Here is a 20,409-nt window from a genome sequence, read left to right as displayed (position 1 = left end):
CGGATGAAGGCTTTAGACAAGTTGCTGGGCGGCCAGCAAAACCTGATCGGCATCGTGTTGTTGGCGCTGTTGATCCTGGTGGTATTCCCCCTCACGCTGGACGCGTTCCGCCTGAACATGGTGGGCAAATACCTGACCTATGCGTTCGTCGCGGTGGGCCTGGTGTTGTGCTGGGGTTACGGTGGCATTCTCAGCCTGGGGCAGGGGGTGTTCTTTGGTGTTGGCGGCTATTGCATGGCGATGTTCCTCAAGCTCGAAGCCTCGGACCCGGAGAGCACCAAGATCCAATCCACACCGGGCATTCCGGATTTCATGGACTGGAACCAGATCACCGAACTGCCGTGGTTGTGGCAGCCGTTCCACAGTTTCAGCTTTACCGTTTTCGCCGTGATCGCCGTGCCGGTACTGCTGGCGTTCATCATCGGCATGGCGTTGTTCAAGCGGCGGGTGGGTGATGTGTATTTCTCCATCGTCACCCAGGCGATTGCACTGATCCTCACCGTACTGATCGTCGGCCAGCAGGGCCTGACTGGCGGCGTCAACGGTATTACCGACCTCAAGACCCTGTTGGGCTGGGACCTGCGTACCGACAGCGCGAAGATGATCCTGTACTTCATTAACGCGGGCTTGCTGTTTGGCTGCATCTTTATCGGGCGCTTTATCCTCGCGTCCAAGCTGGGTCGGCTGCTGATGGCGATGCGCGACAAGGAAGAGCGCGTGCGTTTTTCCGGGTATGACGTGGCCAGCTTCAAGATCTTCGTGTTCTGCGTGGCCGCCGCGTTCTCGGCGATTGGCGGGGCGATGTTTGCCTTGCAGGTGGGCTTTATGTCGCCCTCGTTCGTCGGCATCGTGCCGTCTATCGAAATGGTGATCTTTGCTGCGGTGGGCGGGCGCATGTCGCTGCTCGGCGCGGTGTACGGCGCGTTGCTGGTGAACTACGGCAAGACCTATTTTTCCGAATCCTTCCCCGAGCTGTGGCTGTACCTGATGGGCGGGTTGTTTATTGCGGTGGTGATGTATTTCCCCAATGGCCTGGCCGGTTTGTGGGAGAGCCATGGGCGCCAGGCGTTGGCAAAACTGTTACGGCGCAAACCGGTGGTGAGAGCCCCAGTTAAAGCCGAGGCCAAGGCCAACACCAAGATCCTGGAGACCCAGCCATGACCGCCGTCGGCTTTGAAATGAAAAAACCGGTGCTGGCCATCGAAGGCCTCACCGTGTCGTTCGACGGCTTCAAGGCGGTCGACAACCTCAACCTGTATATCGACCGCAATGAAGTGCGCGTGGTGATCGGTCCCAATGGCGCCGGCAAGACCACCGTGCTCGACCTGATCTGCGGCAAGACCCGCGCCACCAGCGGCAGTATTCAGTTCGACGGCCAGGAACTGACCAAGATGCGCGAGTACAACATCGTGCGCGCGGGCGTGGGGCGCAAGTTCCAGAACCCGTCGATCTACGAAAACCTCACCGTGTTCGAAAACCTTGAGATGTCTTATCCCTCCGGTCGCAAGGTGTGGGGCGCGCTGTTCTTCAAGCGCAATGCCCAAGTGATTGCGCGGGTGGAGGAGGTTGCACGGGAAATCTTCCTCGGCGACCTGCTGCAACAGCAGGCGGACCTGTTGTCCCACGGGCAAAAGCAGTGGCTGGAAATCGGCATGTTGCTGATGCAAGACCCGGAGTTATTGATGCTCGATGAACCGGTGGCGGGCATGAGCGTCAACGAGCGCGCGCAAACCGCCGAATTGCTCAACCGCATCAGCCAGGGCCGTTCGGTGCTGGTGATCGAGCACGACATGGAGTTCGTCAAAAGCATCGCCCACAAAGTCACGGTGCTGCACCAGGGCAAAGTGCTGGCCGAGGGCAGCATGGAGTCGGTGCAAAGCAACCCTAAAGTCATCGAAGTGTATTTGGGCCACTGAGGAAGCAGGCATGTTCAAGATCGACCAGTTGTCCTGCGGCTACGGGCAGAGCCAGATCCTCCACGACCTGGACCTGAACGTGGCCAAGCGTGAGATTGTCGCGGTGATGGGCCGCAATGGCATGGGCAAGACCACCTTGTTCAAGAGCTTGATGGGCATCCTGCCGCAGTGGAAAGGCCAGGTGAGTGTGGACGGGCACAATGTGTCAGCGCTGGAAACCCATGAACGCGTGGAGCGTGGCATCTCCTATGTGCCCCAGGGCCGCATGATTTTCCCGAGCATGACGGTGCTGGAAAATATCCAGACCGGCCTGCCGGCCTCGGCGCGCGGCAAGGTGCCGGAAGACTTGTATGCGTTGTTCCCGGTGCTCTACGACATGCAATCGCGCAAGGGCGGCAACCTGTCCGGCGGCCAGCAACAGCAGCTGGCGATTGCCCGGGCATTGGCGACCAACCCCAAGGTGCTGCTGCTGGATGAGCCCACTGAGGGCATCCAGCCGTCGATCATCAAGGACATCGCCCGCACGCTCAAAGAGATCCGCAACTTGAGGGACTTGACCATCGTGGTGTCGGAGCAGGTGCTGTCCTTTACCCTGGAAATTGCTGACCGTTTCCTGGTGATCGAGAAGGGCCGCTTCGTGATTGAAGAGACCCGTGATCGGGTGGATGAGGCGATCATAAGCCGATACCTCTCCGTCTAAGCAGCGCCGTCCAACAAGGTGGGAGCGGGCTTGCTCGCGAATGCAGTCTGTCAATTGATGAATGCATCGACTGACACGCCGCTTTCGCGAGCAAGCCCGCTCCCACTTTTTTATCGCGTTCCAACCGGATTTTTATACGTCATCCAACGTATTTCCCGTTTTTGCACGCTCCACGAGACTGGTTCCAACGCACCAAGCCATCCGTCCAGGAGCCTGTCCATGACCGAAACGCTGATCAAAGTCGACCTTAACCAGCCTGTCACTGAAAACGAACAAATCCACAACCGCTGGCATCCGGATATTCCGATGGCCTGCTGGGTCAAGCCGGGTGATGACTTCATCCTGGAGACCTACGACTGGACTGCCGGCGCGATCAAGAACAACGACGACGCCAGCGATGTGCGTGATGTGGACTTGTCCACCGTGCACTACCTCTCGGGCCCAGTCGGTGTGCACGGCGCCGAGCCGGGTGATTTGCTGGTGGTGGACCTGTTGGACATTGGTGCCAAGGCCGATTCCCAATGGGGCTTCAACGGTTTCTTCTCACGCCAGAACGGCGGCGGCTTCCTGACCGATCACTTCCCCAGCGCGCAAAAAGCCATCTGGGATTTCAAGGGCATGTTCACCAGCTCCCGGCACATTCCGGGCGTGAACTTCGCCGGTCTGATCCACCCCGGCCTGATCGGCTGCCTGCCTGACCCGGTGATGCTCGCCGACTGGAACCGTCGCGAACAGGAACTGATCGACACCAACCCGACCCGCGTTCCACCGCTGGCCAACGCACCGCTTGCCGCAACGGCGCACATGGGCAAGATGCAGGGCCAGGCCCGTGACGATGCCGCTGCAACCGGCGCGCGCACCGTGCCACCGCGCGAGCATGGCGGTAACTGCGATATCAAGGATTTGTCCCGAGGCTCGAAGATCTTCTTCCCGGTCTACGTCAACGGCGCCGGTTTGTCGGTGGGGGATTTGCACTTCAGCCAGGGCGACGGCGAAATCACCTTTTGCGGCGCTATCGAAATGGCCGGCTGGGTGCACATGAAAGTCGAATTGATCAAGGGCGGCATGGCCAAGTACGGCATTAAGAACCCAGTGTTCAAGCCCAGCCCGATCACACCGAACTACAAGAATTACCTGATCTTCGAAGGCATCTCGGTGGACGAGCAGGGCCAGCAGCATTACCTGGACGTCAACGTCGCCTACCGCCAGGCGTGCCTGAATGCGATCAACTACCTGACCAAATTCGGCTACTCGCCAGCCCAGGGCTATGCACTGCTCGGTTCGGCACCGGTGCAGGGGCATATCAGCGGCGTGGTGGATATTCCGAATGCTTGCGCGACCTTGTGGTTGCCCACCGAAATCTTCGAATTCGACATCAACCCGAATGCCAACGGCCCGACCAAGTTCCTCGACGGCAGCATCGACCTGCCTATCGCACCGGACCTGTAGCCATGCCGACCTACGAATACGCCTGCGCGGCGTGCGGCACCTTTACGATGTTGCGGCCCATCGCCCAGCGCAACGAACCCAGCCAGTGCCCGTACTGCGAAGGGCCGGGCGGGCACCTGCTGGTGTCCGCCCCGGCGCTGCAGACCTTGTCGGCCAACCAACGCAAGGCCATCGCCGGCAATGAACGCAGCGCCCATGCTCCGCAAACGGTTGGCGAATACCAAGAGAGTCGCAAACACCCGGCCGGTTGCAGCTGCTGTGGCACCAGCAAAAAAGTCGTTCCAAGCAAGGCAAACCCCTTGGGCCTCAAGACCAAGACCGGGCCACGGCCGTGGATGATCAGTCACTAGAACAGGAGCGTTGCAATGCGCCATGGCGACATTTCCAGCAGCCCGGACACCGTCGGTGTAGCGGTGGTGAACTACAAGATGCCGCGCCTGCACAGCAAGGCCGAGGTGATCGAGAACGCTAAGAAAATTGCCGAGATTATTCTCGGCATGAAACAGGGCTTGCCCGGTATGGACCTGGTGGTGTTCCCCGAGTACAGCACCATGGGGATCATGTATGACCACGATGAAATGATGGCGACTGCCGCGAGCATTCCTGGTGAAGAAACCGCGATCTTCTCGGTAGCTTGTCGCCAGGCGAATACCTGGGGCGTGTTTTCCTTGACGGGCGAGCGCCACGAAGAACATCCGCACAAGGCACCGTACAACACGTTGGTACTGATCAATAACCTCGGCGAAATCGTCCAGCGGTATCGCAAGTGCATCCCCTGGTGCCCCATCGAAGGTTGGTATCCGGGTGACCGCACCTATGTGTGCGAGGGGCCCAAGGGCATGAAGATCAGCCTGATCATCTGTGACGACGGCAACTACCCGGAGATCTGGCGCGACTGTGCGATGAAGGGCGCCGAACTGATCGTGCGTTGCCAGGGCTATATGTACCCGGCCAAAGAGCAGCAGGTGCAGATGTCCAAGAGCATGGCCTGGGCGAACAACTGCTACGTGGCCGTGGCGAACGCGGCGGGGTTCGACGGGGTGTATTCGTACTTCGGCCACTCAGCGATCATCGGTTTTGATGGGCGTACCTTGGGCGAGTGCGGCGAGGAGGAAATGGGCATCCAGTACGCGCAGTTGTCGGTGTCGCAGATCCGCGACGCACGGGCCAATGACCAGTCGCAGAACCACCTGTTCAAGCTGCTGCACCGGGGCTACACCGGCATGCATGCCTCGGGCGACGGCGACAAGGGCGTGGCGGACTGCCCGTTCGAGTTTTACCGCACCTGGGTGCTGGATGCGCAAAAGGCCCAGGAGAATGTGGAAAAAATCACCCGCAGTACCGTAGGTGTTGCCGAGTGCCCGGTGGGGCAGTTGCCCCATGGCGGCAAAGAAAAGACCGCGGGGTAGGGCATGCGTTTTACCTTTGAACCGGCTCAGGTCATGGCCTTGTTGCGCAGCCGTATCGTCGGCCAGGATGCCGCGTTGGCCCAGGTGGAAGGCTTGCTAAAGGTGGTCAAGGCCGATATCGGTGAGCGTGATCGACCACTGAGTGTCAACCTGTTCATGGGGCCGACTGGCGTGGGCAAGACTGAGATCGTACGGTTGCTGGCCCAGGCGCTGCACGGTCGCGCGGACGGGTTTTGCCGCATCGATATGCATACCCTGGCCCAGGAACATTACGCGGCCGCACTGACCGGTGCGCCGCCGGGGTATGTGGGCAGCAAGGAAGGCATCAGCCTGTTCAACAGCGAGTTGATCCAGGGTACTTACAGCCGGCCGGGCATTGTGTTGTTCGATGAACTGGAAAAGGCCAGCCAGGAAGTGGTGCGCAGCCTGTTGGGCATTCTGGAAAACGGCCAGCTGACGTTGGCGGGCGGTACGCGGACGTTGGACTTTCGCAACAGCCTGATCTTCATGACCAGCAATATCGGCGCGCAACAGGCCCGTCGCCACCGCCAGCGGTTTGCCCAGGGCTGGCGGCGAATGGTGCGAGGGTTTGCGCGCAATGAATCAGCAGTGTTGGAAGAGGCGCTGCACGGTCATTTCGAGCCGGAATTTCTCAACCGCATTGACCGTATCCTGATGTTCGAACCCATTGATGCGCAGTGGTTGGATGCGCTGTTGGATGTGGAACTGGTCAAGCTCAACCAACGATTAGCTGCACACCAACGTTCCCTGGACGTAGATGAACAGGCGCGGGCATGGTTGTGCCGCCAGCACGACGTGCGCTTTGGTGCGCGGGCGCTGGCCAGGCGCCTGCGAGTGGAGCTGGAGCCGGCACTTGCCGAATGCCTGTTGCAAGGCAACGCTCGGCACCTGACAGCAACGGTGCGCAACGCCTGCCTGGTAGTGGAACCCGAAAGCACAGGAAGATGGGTTCCACTTACGGTATAACCCTCGGACGCTTTAGTTAACCGAGGCCCCGTTTTTCATGCAAAGCCCTGTGCAACGCCCGCTGTGGCAGGTCTACCTGATCTTTCTGGCACCCATGGTGCTGTCCAACTTCCTGCAGAGTTTTTCCGGCACCCTCAACGGTATCTACGTCGGGCAAATGCTCGGCACCCAGGCGCTGGCGGCGGTGTCGGGCATGTTCCCCATCGTGTTTTTCTTTATTGCCCTGGTGATCGGCCTGGGGGCCGGCGCGTCAGTGTTGATCGGCCAGGCATGGGGTGCCCAGGAAACCGGGCTGGTCAAGGTGATTACCGGTGCGACCCTGACCCTGGGCGCGCTGGTGGGTTTGATTGCGGCGGTGCTCGGCAGCCTGTTTGCGCGCCAGGCGCTGCAAGCGTTGGGCACGCCTATTGATGTCTTGGACGATGCCGTGGGTTACGCGCAGAGGATGATGCTGATCATGCCGCTGCTGTTGGTGTTCATCCTCTACACCCAGTTGCTGCGCGGTGTCAGCGATACCGTCTCGCCGTTGCTGGCGCTGATGGTCTCGACCCTGGTCGGCCTGTTGCTGACGCCGGCGTTGATTCGCGGCTGGATCGGCCTGCCGCCCATGGGCATCCAGAGCGCGGTGTACGCCGGGTTGGTGGGTAACGCGTTGGCAATGCTGTTTCTGGTGCTGCGCCTGCGACATAAAAACCATGTGATGGCGCCGGATCGGCAGCTGATAGCGGCGTTGCGCCTGGATCGCGTGATTTTGGGAAAGGTCCTGCGTATTGGCCTGCCCACCGGCCTACAGATGGTGGTGTTGTCGCTGTCGGAGCTAGTGATCCTCGCCCTGGTCAACAGCCATGGTTCCCAGGCCACGGCTGCCTATGGCGCGGTGACGCAGATCGTCAACTACGTGCAGTTCCCGGCGCTGTCGATTGCCATCACTGCCTCGATCCTTGGTGCTCAGGCCATTGGCGCCGGGCGCCTGGAGCGTATCGGGCCGATCCTGCGCACAGGGCTGTTGATCAACACCTGCCTGACCGGTGGCCTGATCGTGCTTGGCTATGTGTTGTCCCACTGGTTGCTGGGCCTGTTCATTACTGACGACGCGGCGCGGGTCAAGGCCGAGCACCTGTTGCACATCATGTTGTGGAGCATCCTGGTGTTCGGTTTCCAGGCAGTGGTGGGCGGGATCATGCGCGCCAGTGGCGTAGTGTTGATGCCGGTCGCCATCTCGATCTTCTGCGTGCTCTGTGTTGAATTGCCGATGGCCTACCTGCTCAATGCACACTTCGGACTGGAAGGGGTGTGGATGGCGTTTCCGGTGACTTACCTGGCGATGCTGGCGTTGCAGACGGCGTATTACCGGCTGGTGTGGCGGCACAAGCAGATCACACGGTTGGTGTGAGGGGCAGGCCGCGCAGCAATAACTCCAGGCCCTGCAAGCCTTGCTCCAGTCGCTCGTCCGGGTGTTCATCCCGGGCGATCCACAGGGCGGTGTTGACCAGGCTGCCATTGATCAACTGAGCCAGCGCGAGACTCGGGGCACGGTGGATGACACCGGACTGCATCAGCGCTTCCAGCAGTTGGCACAATGAATCGACGCAGTGTTGTTGGGAGCCGGTGTCGCCCAGTACCGCCGGTGCGTCCTGCAGCACAATGCGTTGGATCTCGCTGTCCTGGGCCATGCGCAAGTAGGCGCGGCAGCGGTCGCCAAAGCCATTCCATGGGTCGACGGCCTCATCTGTGATGCGCTGCAGGCGGGCGTCCATTTCACTGTCGAGTCGTGCGACCACGGCGGCCAACAGGCCTTTCTTGTCACCAAAATGGTGGTACAACGCACCCCGGGTCAGGCCTGCACGGGCGGTAAAGTCGTCCATCGACGTGTTGGCGTAACCTTGCGTGGCGAACGCCTGGCGCGCGCTGGCGATCAGTCGGGCGCGGGTGTCTTCGATCATTTCGGCACGGGCTCGGCTCATGGTTATGGCTCGCAGTGGGTCAGTGAGTGATTGACATACGCTACGTATGTTACGCATGATTTGTCACATACGCACCGTATGTATTTTGCCTTGATCATTGCGGATAGCAAGTTCAAGGGCATTCAGGAAGAGGTCAGCAGGATGGCAAACCCCTACGCCGAGTTGTTCCAGGTCCCTGGCGCTCGCGCTTTTGTATTGGCCGGCATGCTTGCGCGCATGCCGGTGTCCATGACCGGTATCGGCCTGATCACCATGCTGGCGCAGGTGCATGGCGGCTACGGTCTGGCGGGTTCGGTGGCGGCGGTATTTGCCTTGGCCACGGCATTTTGTGCGCCGCAGGTTTCACGCTTGGTGGACCGCTATAGCCAGGGCCGCGTATTGCCCATCGCAGCGCTGATCGGCGGCGGCGCGTTGTTGATGTTGCTGCTGTGCACCCGCTTGCAGGCGCCCAGTTGGACTCTGTTCCTGTTTGCCGCGCTGGCCGGCTGCATGCCGAACATGTCGGCGATGGTGCGGGCACGCTGGACCGAGTTGTACCGGGGCCAGCCCAAGCTGCAAACCGCGTTTGCGCTGGAGTCGGTACTGGACGAGGTGTGCTTCATCATCGGCCCGCCGATCTCGGTGGGGCTGTGTGTGGTGCTGTTCCCGGAAGCCGGGCCGTTGGTGGCGGCGTTGCTGCTCGCCGTGGGTGTCACCACCTTTGTGCTGCAGCGCGAGACAGAGCCGCCGGTGCACGCCCATCAGGCGCACCACAGTGGTTGGCTGATCGCTTCGCCCTCGGTGCTGATCCTGATGACCCTGCTGTTGGCCATGGGTGTGATCGTGGGTGTGGTGGATGTGGTCAGCGTCGCCTTCGCCCAGCATCAGGGCCAACCGGCGGCGGCGAGTATCGTGCTGTCGGTGTACGCCATCGGTTCATGCCTGGCGGGCTTGGCCTTCGGCACGCTCAAGCTCAAGGCGCCGTTGCCCCGACAATTTCTGTTCTGCGGCGTCGCTACAGCGTTAACCACGTTGCCACTGTTGCAGGTGACGAACATACCCGGGCTGGCGGTGGCGATCTTTATCTCCGGCCTGTTCTTCGCTCCAACCTTGATCGTGTCCATGGCGCTGGTGGAGAAAGTTGTGCCACCGAGCCGCCTCACCGAAGGCATGACCTGGCTCATCACCGGCCTCAGCATCGGCGTGGCCATCGGCGCCGCCAGCTCCGGCTGGATGATCGACCACTTCGGCGCCACCAGCGGTTTCTGGGTGGCGCTGGCGGCGGGGGCGGTGGTAATGGGGTCAGCGGTGTTGGGGTATCGGCGGTTGGGGTGATCAGCCAATCGCCGGGCAAGTGTCCGCGCTGTGGTGTTGCAGGAATTCGTTCAACGCCTGACGTGTCAGGTCATTGAGCGTCACCTTCTTGCGGGTTGCTGCCAAAGCAGCGGCCAAGTGCAGGTCATGGCCAACACGGACGTTGAATGAGCCTTTGCAGGGTTTCTCGGGCGTTTGCCCGAGGGCTTGGCAGGTTGTCAGATAGTCTTCCACGGCTTCGCGAAAGGCTGCGTCCAATTCGGCGACGGTTTTTCCTTCGTAGCTGACCAGTGCCTTGATGAACAGCACCTTGCCGAACAGACAGTTGTCTTCGAGGCTGGCTTCAATGGAGCCGATATAGCCATTGTGTTTCAGTTGGTTGTTCACTGAATCAGTTCTCCTGATTTCAATTGTTCGATGATCTGGCGCCGAATGTAGTGTTTCAGTTCGTTGCCGGGATGAGGCTTATGCAGGGTGATCATTGCACTGGGATCGCCGATGTCGAACTTGACGCGGCTTCCAGCCCCTTCTATCTGCGTGTAACCCAGCCTTCGCAACAGCGTTACGAGTTCGGGCCATGTAAATGTCATTTGTTCATTGAGCAGTTTGGCGAGCAGCTTTTCATTTTTGGACACGGCGTTCCCTGCGTGTAACTAAATGTAGTTGCAAAAAGTGGTGTGAGTCAATGCTAGCTCGGGTTCGTGTTGCTTTCCCGAGATTGATGTAACCCTTGATGACACCTCGCTTCGGCTTCCCCATCCCCCGCTAATTTTTCCCCGCCCGATTCGTTTTATAGGGACGACGTGCCTTTGTGCTTCCTGCCTATTGCTCCGGATCCCAACAAATGAATGCTGAAGACTCCTTGAAACTTGCTCGCCGGTTTATCGGGTTGCCCCTGGAAAAACGCCAGTTGTTCCTGCAGGCCTTGCAGAAGGAAGGGGTGGATTTTTCCCGGTTCCCGATTCCGGCAGGGGTGGAGGTGGAGGATCGCAAGGCGCTGTCCTATGCGCAGCAACGCATGTGGTTTCTGTGGCAGTTGGACCCAAGCAGCGGTGCGTACAACCTGCCGACGGCGGTGCGGCTTGGCGGGCGGTTGAATGTGTCGGCCATGGAGCAGGCGTTCGCGCTGTTGATCGAGCGCCACGAGACGTTGCGCACGGTGTTTGTCCAGGACGCAGACGATCAGCCTCGCCAAGTGCCGGCGACGCAGCCGTTGCACATCGCCCGCGCGGACATTTCAGACCTGCCGCCCGAAGCCCGGAATGCGCCCGGGTGCTGGGGTTCGACCCGCAAGTGGTGGCGTTTCTCGCAGGGCTGCATAACCAGATCAGCTCGGTGATTCCGCTGCTGGTGGCTGCCTCCATTGGCTACATGCTCGCGATCCAACATCGCCTGCCGCAACTGCCGGTGGCGTTCCTGTGCCTGGCCCATGTGGTGGTGGCAACGTTTGTCCTGCGCGAATACCCTCGGGCCTCGGCCACCTTTGTATTGTTTATTGCAATTGCCTCGCCACTGCTCAACGTGCCGGCGATTGCCTGGCTGCACCGCTATCGTTGGACGCGGCTGGTCAATGAGGACCTGGTCGGGCATAACCTTAGGGGCACCATCAATATGGTGGTGCCGGGGGCGATCACCGCTCTGGCGTTGGTGCTGGTGTTGTCGGTGCTGTTGCAGGTGCCGTATGTGGCACAGCTCCAGGGGCCTCAGGTTCTCGATGCCCTGGAAACGCCCTACGGCAGCGGCTTGTTTGTGACGCTGATGAACTCGCTGTTGTGGTTTTTCGGTATCCATGGCGTGTATGCCATGCAACCGCTGTTCGATGTGCTGGACCAGGCCGTGGTGCTGAACAGCGCCGCGCTGGCGGCCGGCGAGCCGATCAGATATGTGCTCAACAGCGGCTTGTTGGGCAGCTTCGCGTTTATCGGCGGTTCAGGCAGTGCGTTATGCCTGCTGGTGGCAATCCTGCTGTTCTCCAAGAGCCAGTCTATGCGCCTGTTGGCGATGGCAAGCCTGCCACTCTCGTTGTTCAATGTCAGCGAGGTGCTGCTGTTCGGCTTACCGATCATTCTCAACCCGCGCCTGTTCATTCCATTTTTGCTGGTGCCGGCCCTGAATACCCTGGTGGCGTTGACGGTGGTGCTGCTGGGTTGGGTGTCCCCGGCGGTGGCCAGTGTGCCGTTCACCGCGCCGGTGCTGCTTAACGCCTACCTGAGTACCCACGGTGATATCGCGGCGGTGGCGTTGCAGGTGGCGTTGTTGGGCCTGGGCACTTTGGTGTACGCGCCCTATGTACGTGCGATCCATCGACAGGGCATCGAGGGTGGCACGGTGTACCTCAAGTCGCTGGATATGACATTTCGTGGCCTGGAAGAAAAAGGCCGACTGCGCGAGTTGGACCCGGTGCTGGCGTCCCACAAGATTCAAGCACGCCAGGCCGCTGAATTGAGCCGCATCCAGCAGATCAGCGACTACGAGTTCTACCTCGAATTCCAGCCGCAAGTCTCGACCCGCACGGGCCTGTGCACCGGCTGCGAAGCCCTGATGCGCGCCCGCGACGCCCAGGGCACCGTGCATTCACCGTGGGAGTTCCTGCAATGGCTGGCCCAGGCACGGCTGATGCCCGATGTGGATGTGTGGGTGGCCTCACAGGCGGTTCGCCAGTACCAGAAATGGCAGAAGCTCGGCTTCGCCCTGCCGATGACCATCAATATTTCCAGCGCAACCCTGACCGACGCCGCCTATGGCGAACGCCTGGTGGAGATCCTGGCCCAGGCCCGTGGGCAGGTGTCGGTGGAAATCACCGAAGATGCGCTGGTCAGTGACGTCTCGGCCACGCGCCAGACCATCCAGAAGCTGCAAGCCATTGGAGCCAAGGTGTATATCGATGACTTCGGTACCGGTTTCTCGGCATTGAGTTACTTGCACCAGTTTCCAGTGGACTTCATCAAGATCGACCGCAGCTTTGTGGTGGCCCAGCACGACCCCAAGGGGGCCCAGGTGTTGACCGGCATGCTGCGCTTTTGTGAAGCGCTCGACCTGGGCGTCGTGGTGGAAGGCGTGGAGACCGCCGAGCAGTTGGCTTTCCTGAATACCGGCACCGAGTTGTTCATCCAAGGCTGGTATTTCAGCAAGGCGCTGCCGGGCGATCAGTTGGAGCGTTTTGTCCGCGAGCGGGCCGCGCTGGCTGAGGCCTAGGCCGTCTCATAGCCACGCCGAGTCTGTTCGATCTCTTCGACCAACGTGTCGATGTGTGCCAAGCGTGCGCGGTTGTCATGGTCCCAGGGGTGAAAACCGGGCTTGAAGTAGTGCAGCCACGGCCGCAGCATTCGCGGGAATACGCCCTTGGGTCCGTACAGAAATTTCAGCATGCGCCAGGAGCCTTTCCAGAACCCAACCGCCTTGCGGTCGGCAATCAGCAGGCGCAGGTGGAAATCCAGCACCACCAGCCAAAAGAACACCGTGGTGGTCAGCATGGTCCCGGTGCGCAGCAAATAGCGCTTGGGGCCAGGTTTGATCACTGCGTTCCACACATCAAAGGCAACGGCCTTGTGCTCGGTTTCTTCGAGGGCGTGCCAGTACCACATCTGCTGGTAGCCCTTGAGGGAATCACCGAAGCGTGACGGGTCGCTCAGCAGGATCTCCGCCAGCATCGCCGTGTAGTGCTCAAGGGCAATGGTGATTGCCAGGTTGAACGACGGCGCGAAGTGTTTCTTTTGCAGGTCGAGGATGAATTTGAGCCGGCGGTCGAGGGTGCGTGCCGGCAGGCCAGCGGCTTGTAACAAGTCGTTGTAGGCCACGTGCTCGCGGCTGTGCATGGCTTCCTGGCCGATAAAGCCCTGGATCGCTTTTTTCAGCTCGGGATCGTCGATGCGTTGGCGGTAGTGGCGCACGCTGTCCATGAAAAACAGCTCACCCTGGGGAAACAGCAGCGACAACGCGTTGAAAAAATGCGTGATGAACGGACCCTGTTCATGCCAATTGGTGATGCGTTCGGCGGGCAGGGCGAAATGGATGTCGCGACGGATAGGCAACATAGTGCGTGCTCCTGTTCAGAGACGGGGCTCGTCGTTGGTTTCAAACACCGGCGTGCGTGGTTTGGGCGCCATGCGTTTGCTGGCGAACACCACCAGCGCCTGATAGGCCGCGGGCAGGCAACGGGCGAGCAGGTCGAGGAAGTACGCGTCACGGCCGATCAGCACGCGACGTTTGTTTTTGCGCACACCTTGCAGGATGACCTTGGCCGCTTGGTCGGCATCGGTGATGAAGAGTTTTTCGAAGTCGGCGCGGGCTTGTTGTTCGCTGTGGATCAGAAAACCGGTCATGTTCGCGTCGATGCGACTGCTGCGGCAGATATCGGTCCGAATGCCGCCAGGGTGCACGCAGGTGGCCGATACGCCGCAGCGCTGCATGTCCAGTTCCTGGCGCAGGGATTCGGTAAAGCCGCGCACGGCGAACTTGGTGGCGTTGTAGCCACTCATGCCCGGCTGGGCAAACAGGCCGAACACGCTGGAGGTGTTGATCACATGGCCGTCGCCGCAGGCTTTCAGGTACGGCAGGAACGCTTTGGTGCCGTACACCACGCCCCAGAAGTTGATGCCGACGATCCACTCCAGGTCGGCGTAGTCCACCCCTTCCACCGTGCTCGACAGGGCGACGCCGGCGTTGTTGAACACCAGGTTGACCTGGCCGTGTTCGGCAACGCAGCGCGCAGCCCAATCCTCCACGGCCTGGCGGTCGGACACATCCAGCACTCGGGTGGTGATCGTGACGGGGGACAGGGTTGAGGTCTTGATCAGCGACAGCGTTTGCTCAAGGCCCTGGCTGTTTTTGTCCGCCAGTGCCAGGTGGCAGCCTTCCCGTGCCAATGCCAGGGCCAGGGCGCGGCCCATGCCGGATGCCGCGCCAGTGATCGCCGCCACGCGGCCGTTGAATGACTTCATGACAGGCTGCCTTCTGCAGAGGAGAGGGGATGCGCAACCGGCTGCGCGGGCGCATTGATCGGCAGCAGGTCGGCCACGTAATCCTTGAGCGCAAACTGCCGGGTGACCTGTTTGAAGCGCCAGGTCGAGCCGGGCCACAGGGTGGTGTTCTTGCCGGTGCGTGGGTCGAGGTACCAGCTCTGGCAGCCGCCGGTGTTCCAGATGGTGCGCTTGAGGTTGGTCTGCAGGTGCAGGTTGTAGGCGCTTTCCACCGCCGGCTTGACGTCCACCGTGGCGATACGATCCCGCTGCATTTGCTTGAGCGCGTCGAGGATGTAAGTCACCTGGGCTTCGATCATCAGGATCATCGAGTTATGCCCCAGGCCGGTGTTGGGTCCGACGATCAGGAACAGGTTGGGATAACCCGGCACCGTAGTGCCCTTGTAGGCATGTGCGCCGTCGCGCCAGGTGTCCATCAGGTCCACGCCGCCACGGCCGATGATGCAGTCCCGGGGCAGGGGATCGGTGGCCTGGAAACCGGTGCCGAAAATCAGGCAGTCAGCGGGGTGCTTGATGCCGTCCGCCGTGACTACGCCGTCGGCTTCGACCCGTAGCACCGGGGTGGTCACCACCTCGACATTGCTGCGGGTCAGTGCGGGGTAATAGTCATTGGAGATCAGCACACGTTTGCAGCCAATGGTGTAGTTCGGCGTCAAGGTCTTGCGCAGGGAAGGGCGGGACACTTGTTTATGCAGGTGGCGTTGAGCGATTTTCTGCACCATTTTCATCAGCCGTGGGTGCAGTGCAAAGCCGACCACGCGGCCCTCCAGTGCCCAGTAAAACGCACCGCGCAGCAGGCGCTGGGTGAAGGGCAGGTGTTTGAACAACAGGCGTTCGGCAGGCGAAATCGCCCGGTCAGGTTTGGGCATGATCCACGGCGGCGTGCGTTGGAACAGGTCCAGATGGGCCACCTGCGGCGCGATCTGCGGCACGAACTGAATAGCGCTGGCGCCCGTGCCGATGACGGCCACGCGTTTGCCCTTCAACGAATACCCATGGTTCCACTGTTGGGAATGGAAGCGCTCGCCTTTGAAGTCGTCCAGCCCCGGAATGTCCGGCAGTGCCGGGCGCGACAACCCACCCATCCCCGAGACCAGCACCCGTGCGCTGACGTGGCGACCGTTGCTGAAGCTCAATTGCCAGCGCTGCCGTTGCTCATCGAACACTGCACGTACCAGGCCCATGCCGAAACACAGGTAGGGCGCCAGTTCGAAACGCTCGGCGCACTGCTCCAGGTAGGCGCGGATCTCGGCTTGCGGCGCGAACTGGCGCGTCCAGTTGGGGTTGGGGGCAAAGGAAAACGAATACACATGGGACTGCACATCGCAGGCACAGCCCGGGTAGTGGTTGTCTCGCCACGTGCCGCCGAGGCTGTCGGCTTGCTCGGCAATAAAGAAGTCGGTGATCCCGGCTTCCTTGAGCTTGATGGCCATGCACAAGCCGGCAAAGCCTGAGCCAATGATGGCGATGTCGATTAAGTCGTCGTGGGCATTCATAGGCGGATTCCCGTGCTCCTGTTTTTGTTTTGTCTTTTAGATAGAACACCATTGCAAAGAAAAAATGAATTAATTATTTTAAAAAAGATTTTAAATAATCTACCTGAAAATGTCGCCTACGCTAGTCACTGGCTCCTCATGTGCGACTTGTCCGACGGACGAGCACGGTAATGCACATAAGTTTAGGTCCAGGGGTGGACGATGGCTGAGGTCTGGACCAATACCGGTCGGGCCGACAGCAGCAGGGATGCAGAGGACCGAACTATGGCTGTCGAATGGGTTGTCGCTGCAGGTGCGTTTGCCGGCGCGAGTGCAGTGTTGTGGGCCTTTAGTGGCTGGATGACGCGGCGGATCGAAGCGGCTGTGCCGATCAACGGGCGCTTTCTGGAGGTCGACGGCGAACGCTTTCACTATGTAGAAGAAGGCAAGGGCCCGCCGCTGGTGATGATTCACGGGTTGATGGGCAGCAGTCGCAACTTGACCTACGCCTTGTCCGGCCAATTGCGTGAGCATTTCCGAGTGATCACGCTTGATCGCCCGGGGTCAGGCTATTCCACTCGACACGCGGGCACGGCGGCGGGCTTATCGAATCAGGCGCGACAGATTGCCGGGCTGATCAAGGCCCTGGATCTGGAACGGCCGTTGGTGCTGGGGCATTCCCTCGGTGGGGCGATCTCCCTCGCGCTGGCCCTGGATCATCCCGAGTCGGTATCCGGGTTGATCCTGGTTGCACCTTTGACCCACCCCCAACGCCGCTTGCCACTGGTATTCCTGTCATTGGCGGTGCGCCCAGGGTGGTTGCGACGCTGGATGGCCCACACCTTGACCATGCCGGTGGGACTGCTGACCAAAGGCTCGGTGGTCAAGGGCGTGTTCGCCCCGGACGCGCCCCCGGCGGACTTTGCCACTCGCGGCGGTGGCCTGCTGGGCATGCGCCCCGACAACTTCTATGCAGCGTCCACCGAGATCAACCAGGTCAACGATCACCTGCCGGGCATGGTCAAGCGCTACCCGCAACTGACCCTGCCCATCGGCTTGATCTATGGCGCGCGGGACCAGGTACTGGACTTTCGTAAACATGGCCAGGCCTTGGCCGACACGGTGCCGGGCCTGAAACTGCAGTTGGTAGAAGGGCGCGGCCATATGTTGCCGATCACCGCCACAGCACGTGTGGTGGAGGTGGTGCAGCAGGTGGCCAAGCGTGCTCGACCACCGGCGAACGCCAGCGTGTTGCATCCACCTTTTGCATTGGCGAGCAAATAATTGCGCAATTCGAATCGCGGTTCAGCGGCGTCAATGCCTGCCCTAGACACCTGACCAAACGGCTGAAAAACAGACTGCTCGGTCACATGAAAAAGTGTTTGAAAAACTAGTTGACGACCTAACGATTCCGCGCTATTTCTTTAAAAAAATATTTCAATGTTTATTTTGAAATGATTTTTGAAATGCCTAAGAGCGAATAAAAATGAAAAAAACGTCTTTTATCGCATGGTTGATTTCCCGGGGCATCCAGCGCTCCTCGAACCTGTTTTCCGCGTCCCTGCCTACTCGCCTCATTCGGAGGCTGCCATGAACCAGACCCTGGCAGCGCCGAGTGTATGGACCGACGGCAAGCGCCACCTGTGGTGGTTGGGCATCCTGCCACTGGCTACCCCACTCTTGTCTGGCTCACTCGCCATCACTACCGGTATTCAGCAATTGTGGTGGGTTGGCGTTCTGGTGATCTTCGGCCTGATCCCTCTGATTGACGGCCTGCTCGGTGAAGACGTGAGCAACCCACCGGAGTCCGCCGTCGGCCATCTTGAATCCCAAAGCTACTACCGCTGGATCGTCTACACCGGCGTACTTTTCGTCATCTCGTCGGTGGTGATCACCGGTTGGCTTGCGGCAGGCGGTATCGAATGGATCATCCAGGGAGGCCTGCTACAAGCGGCCGCTCATCTCGATCCTTCCAGCTGGCTGTCCCACGCCGCCACCTACATCACCGCCCGCACTCAATTGCATGGCGAACCCAGCTGGTTCACCTACTTGGGCATGGCGATGTCGACTGGCGCCGCCACCGGCATCGCGATCAACACCGCCCATGAATTGGGGCACAAACCCAATGCACTGGAAGTCTTTCTGGCCAAGGTGACGTTGGCACCGACCTTCTACGGGCACTTCTACACCGAACACAACCGTGGTCATCACGTGCGTGTCGCGACCCCGGAAGACCCCGCCAGTTCGCGCCTCGGTGAAAGCTTCTGGGCCTTCCTGCCGCGCTCGGTGTGGTACAGCGCACGCTCGGCCTGGAACCTGGAGCGCGAACGCCTGCGCAAACTCGGCCTGCCGGCCTGGCACTGGAAAAACGGCGTTCTCAGTGCCTGGATGTACAGCGTGGTGTTGTGGGGCGCGATGATTGCCTGGTTGGGGGCTGCGGTGATTCCGTTCCTGATTATCCAAGGCATCTACGGTTTCTCGCTGTTGGAAGTCGTGAACTACGTCGAACACTACGGCCTTAAACGCCAAAAGTTACCCAATGGCCGTTATGAACGTTGTTCGCCACGCCACTCCTGGAACAGTAATCGGATTGTGACCAATATCTTTCTGTTCCAACTGCAACGGCACTCCGATCACCATGCCAACCCGACGCGCAGTTATCAGTCGTTGCGCCACTTTGATGAGTCGCCGCAACTGCCATATGGCTATGCAAGCATGATTGTCTGGGCCTATGTGCCTTACTTGTGGCGGCGTCGAATGGACCATCGAGTACTTAATCATTACGCCGGGGATATCACCCTGACCAATCTTCAACCTTCACAGCGTTTGAAATACCTGGAGAAGTACAGCGGCAACTCCAAGCCGTTTTGATTTGAACTGATACATCCATTGACGTACTCGGGATCTGTGTATCGCGCAGGATTGTTTCGCCCGAAATGCGTGAATGAAGCGTTGCAAGAAGTTGTTTGACCCTAACAAAAATAATTTCAAGGGAAGGACGTACACCATGCAAACACCTGCCAAGTTCACCACCCATATCGTGTTGGCCGCGCTGGGGCTTATCGTTTATCACCAGGCCCAGGCTGCACGTATCGAACCGGCCGGCAGTACGTTTACTGCCCAAGGCCCCATCAGCTTTTCCAAGGGCGCATTGATCAGCGCCGACTGCACCATCAAGGTCGCCGGCAAGGTGGCAGCGGATGGAACGTCGGTGAATGTGGACAAAGTCGAATTCGACGGGGGCCTAAAGTGCAGCCGCGTCGAGGCCATTAACTTGCCGTGGGTATTAGTGGCCAAAGATACCAAGAGCGGTTCCATGTCGAAGATCAGCGTGGATGTTCATGCCTTTGGTCTAGGCGGCAAGTGCGGCCCTTCAACCGCCGACGGTACGTGGGATAACGCCACCGGCAAGTTGGAGGCGGCCAATGTACCCATCGGTGAAGACTGCAAGATCAAGACGGTGTCGATCAAGATGCCGCCCAACTTCAAAGTGGTTGAATAACCGTCGGATGTTGCTGCGGTAAATGAATTGAGATTTGGCTGGAAAGGGATGTTCTGCTTGTTTCACCGTGACTTCTCGATCATGGCCATTACCCCTGGCGAAATGAATTCGCCATAACATGTGAGGAAAAACAATGAAAAGTTTGAAAACCCTCGTATCGTTGTCTGCTTTGGTTGTTTGCATGGGCGCTGCTTCGATGGCCAATGCCTATAGTTTCAATCCAAAAGTTACGGGCGGTACGCCGTTTTCCGGTACCGGTACTCTCGTTGCCAAGTCCCCGACTTCAAACAATTTGAATGTCACGTGCGCGCTGTCTGTGACAGGCAGTATTGATGCTGCGGGTAACGCGCAAATTCTCACTGCTACCCCAACGGGCGGTGGTCTGTGTGCGCTGCCTACTATCACTGGTTTGCCTTGGCCTGTTGTACCTACCGGCCTCTCAACCGTTCGAGTCGATAACGTAGGTTACAACCTGCCTGCCGTGTTCCCGTTTCCCAAGTCAACCTGCGGGTTAACCTCGATTAATGGCTCATTCACTCCGGGTGCTAGTGCCACTCTTGGTTTTACCAATCAACCGTTGGCAGGCAGTTGCACTATTACCTCGCTAAACATCACCACGTCTGGCGCAACCATCACGATCACCAACCCCTGAACTTCGTAAAGGGCTGATCACCCGTTGAAGGCAGGCACTTCTTGCGAGGTGCCTGTTGTTGCAAGGTGAACCGGCGTGGCCGG

The 20,409-nt window shown here is 59.7% G+C and carries 19 protein-coding genes and 2 pseudogenes; 15 read left to right on the top strand and 6 right to left on the bottom strand.

The annotated features are described in order from the left end of the window. Positions 1-3: 3 nt before the first annotated feature. The 8 genes from urtC to HF257_RS29730 all read left to right on the top strand — a co-directional run bounded on the left by urtC (position 4) and on the right by HF257_RS29730 (position 7,854). Positions 4-1,161, top strand: coding sequence for an urea ABC transporter permease subunit UrtC (urtC, locus tag HF257_RS29765; RefSeq protein ID WP_185710282.1), 1,158 nt, complete (start codon positions 4-6; stop codon positions 1,159-1,161). Continuing rightward, a complete protein-coding gene (gene urtD, locus HF257_RS29760; protein ID WP_185710283.1) occupies positions 1,158-1,916 on the top strand; it encodes an urea ABC transporter ATP-binding protein UrtD in 759 nt (252 codons plus the stop codon). The genes urtC and urtD overlap by 4 nt, the downstream gene beginning before the upstream one ends. A 10-nt stretch (positions 1,917-1,926) precedes the next feature. After that, the gene (gene urtE / locus HF257_RS29755) at positions 1,927-2,616 is read left to right on the top strand and encodes an urea ABC transporter ATP-binding subunit UrtE (RefSeq protein WP_185710284.1); all 690 of its coding nucleotides are present in this window, start codon (positions 1,927-1,929) and stop codon (positions 2,614-2,616) included. A gap of 219 nt (positions 2,617-2,835) precedes the next feature. Next, on the top strand, positions 2,836-4,065 hold the full coding sequence (gene fmdA / locus HF257_RS29750; RefSeq protein ID WP_122673366.1) for a formamidase: 1,230 nt from the start codon (positions 2,836-2,838) through the stop codon (positions 4,063-4,065). Between the two features lie 2 nt (positions 4,066-4,067). Beyond that, positions 4,068-4,415, top strand: coding sequence for an FmdB family zinc ribbon protein (locus HF257_RS29745; RefSeq protein ID WP_185710285.1), 348 nt, complete (start codon positions 4,068-4,070; stop codon positions 4,413-4,415). Between the two features lie 15 nt (positions 4,416-4,430). Then, the gene (locus tag HF257_RS29740; RefSeq protein WP_185710286.1) at positions 4,431-5,474 is read left to right on the top strand and encodes an aliphatic amidase; all 1,044 of its coding nucleotides are present in this window, start codon (positions 4,431-4,433) and stop codon (positions 5,472-5,474) included. A 3-nt stretch (positions 5,475-5,477) separates the two neighbouring features. Beyond that, a complete protein-coding gene (locus HF257_RS29735) occupies positions 5,478-6,461 on the top strand; it encodes an AAA family ATPase (protein WP_185710287.1) in 984 nt (327 codons plus the stop codon). Positions 6,462-6,498: 37 nt separating this feature from the next. Further along, on the top strand, positions 6,499-7,854 hold the full coding sequence (locus HF257_RS29730) for an MATE family efflux transporter (protein ID WP_185710288.1): 1,356 nt from the start codon (positions 6,499-6,501) through the stop codon (positions 7,852-7,854). On the opposite strand, the gene HF257_RS29725 is transcribed toward HF257_RS29730, so the two are convergent. Next, a complete protein-coding gene (locus tag HF257_RS29725; protein WP_185710289.1) occupies positions 7,838-8,425 on the bottom strand; it encodes a TetR/AcrR family transcriptional regulator in 588 nt (195 codons plus the stop codon). The genes HF257_RS29730 and HF257_RS29725 overlap by 17 nt on opposite strands. A gap of 141 nt (positions 8,426-8,566) precedes the next feature. Here HF257_RS29725 and HF257_RS29720 point away from each other — a divergent pair, with 141 nt between their 5' ends. Further along, positions 8,567-9,739: an MFS transporter gene (locus tag HF257_RS29720; protein WP_185710290.1), complete on the top strand. Its 1,173-nt coding sequence runs from the start codon at positions 8,567-8,569 to the stop codon at positions 9,737-9,739. On the opposite strand, the gene HF257_RS29715 is transcribed toward HF257_RS29720, so the two are convergent. Both HF257_RS29715 and HF257_RS29710 read right to left on the bottom strand, forming a co-directional pair. After that, on the bottom strand, positions 9,740-10,105 hold the full coding sequence (locus HF257_RS29715; RefSeq protein ID WP_159959743.1) for a type II toxin-antitoxin system HicB family antitoxin: 366 nt from the start codon (positions 10,103-10,105) through the stop codon (positions 9,740-9,742). Beyond that, a complete protein-coding gene (locus HF257_RS29710; RefSeq protein ID WP_185710291.1) occupies positions 10,102-10,353 on the bottom strand; it encodes a type II toxin-antitoxin system HicA family toxin in 252 nt (83 codons plus the stop codon). Before HF257_RS29710 ends, HF257_RS29715 begins: the two co-directional genes overlap by 4 nt. A 209-nt stretch (positions 10,354-10,562) precedes the next feature. Between HF257_RS29710 and HF257_RS29705 the strand changes: the two are divergent. Then, positions 10,563-10,979 (top strand): annotated as a pseudogene (locus HF257_RS29705) (condensation domain-containing protein); the annotation flags it as partial. Beyond that, positions 10,979-12,913: pseudogene (locus HF257_RS29700) on the top strand (PTS sugar transporter subunit IIC/EAL domain-containing protein); the annotation flags it as partial. The pseudogenes HF257_RS29705 and HF257_RS29700, both read left to right, overlap by 1 nt. On the opposite strand, the gene HF257_RS29695 reads toward HF257_RS29700, so the two are convergent. The 3 genes from HF257_RS29695 to HF257_RS29685 are packed head-to-tail and all read right to left on the bottom strand — an operon-like array spanning position 12,910 to position 16,193. Then, complete coding sequence (locus HF257_RS29695) at positions 12,910-13,752, bottom strand: metal-dependent hydrolase (RefSeq protein ID WP_185705502.1); 843 nt, start codon at positions 13,750-13,752, stop codon at positions 12,910-12,912. The pseudogene HF257_RS29700 and the gene HF257_RS29695 overlap by 4 nt on opposite strands. A 15-nt stretch (positions 13,753-13,767) precedes the next feature. Further along, complete coding sequence (locus HF257_RS29690; RefSeq protein ID WP_185705504.1) at positions 13,768-14,658, bottom strand: SDR family NAD(P)-dependent oxidoreductase; 891 nt, start codon at positions 14,656-14,658, stop codon at positions 13,768-13,770. Further along, positions 14,655-16,193 (bottom strand): flavin-containing monooxygenase, encoded by a 1,539-nt coding sequence (locus HF257_RS29685; protein ID WP_185705506.1) that lies wholly within the window; start codon positions 16,191-16,193, stop codon positions 14,655-14,657. The genes HF257_RS29690 and HF257_RS29685 overlap by 4 nt, the downstream gene beginning before the upstream one ends. Before the next feature lie 264 nt (positions 16,194-16,457). Between HF257_RS29685 and HF257_RS29680 the strand changes: the two genes are divergently transcribed. The 4 genes from HF257_RS29680 to praB all read left to right on the top strand — a co-directional run bounded on the left by HF257_RS29680 (position 16,458) and on the right by praB (position 20,326). Beyond that, positions 16,458-17,456, top strand: coding sequence for an alpha/beta fold hydrolase (locus tag HF257_RS29680; RefSeq protein WP_233081298.1), 999 nt, complete (start codon positions 16,458-16,460; stop codon positions 17,454-17,456). A gap of 306 nt (positions 17,457-17,762) precedes the next feature. Further along, complete coding sequence (locus tag HF257_RS29675) at positions 17,763-19,043, top strand: alkane 1-monooxygenase (RefSeq protein ID WP_185705508.1); 1,281 nt, start codon at positions 17,763-17,765, stop codon at positions 19,041-19,043. A 136-nt stretch (positions 19,044-19,179) separates the two neighbouring features. Further along, positions 19,180-19,674, top strand: coding sequence for an alkane oxidation protein activator PraA (gene praA, locus HF257_RS29670; RefSeq protein ID WP_185705509.1), 495 nt, complete (start codon positions 19,180-19,182; stop codon positions 19,672-19,674). Between the two features lie 133 nt (positions 19,675-19,807). Further along, entirely contained in the window at positions 19,808-20,326 is a 519-nt protein-coding gene (praB, locus tag HF257_RS29665) for an alkane oxidation protein activator PraB (protein ID WP_185705510.1), read from the top strand. Positions 20,327-20,409 lie beyond the last annotated feature (83 nt).

This window comes from Pseudomonas cremoris (genome assembly GCF_014230465.1).
The sequence above is the reverse complement of the archived record's forward strand: the minus strand, read 5'-3'. Positions and strand labels throughout refer to the sequence as shown.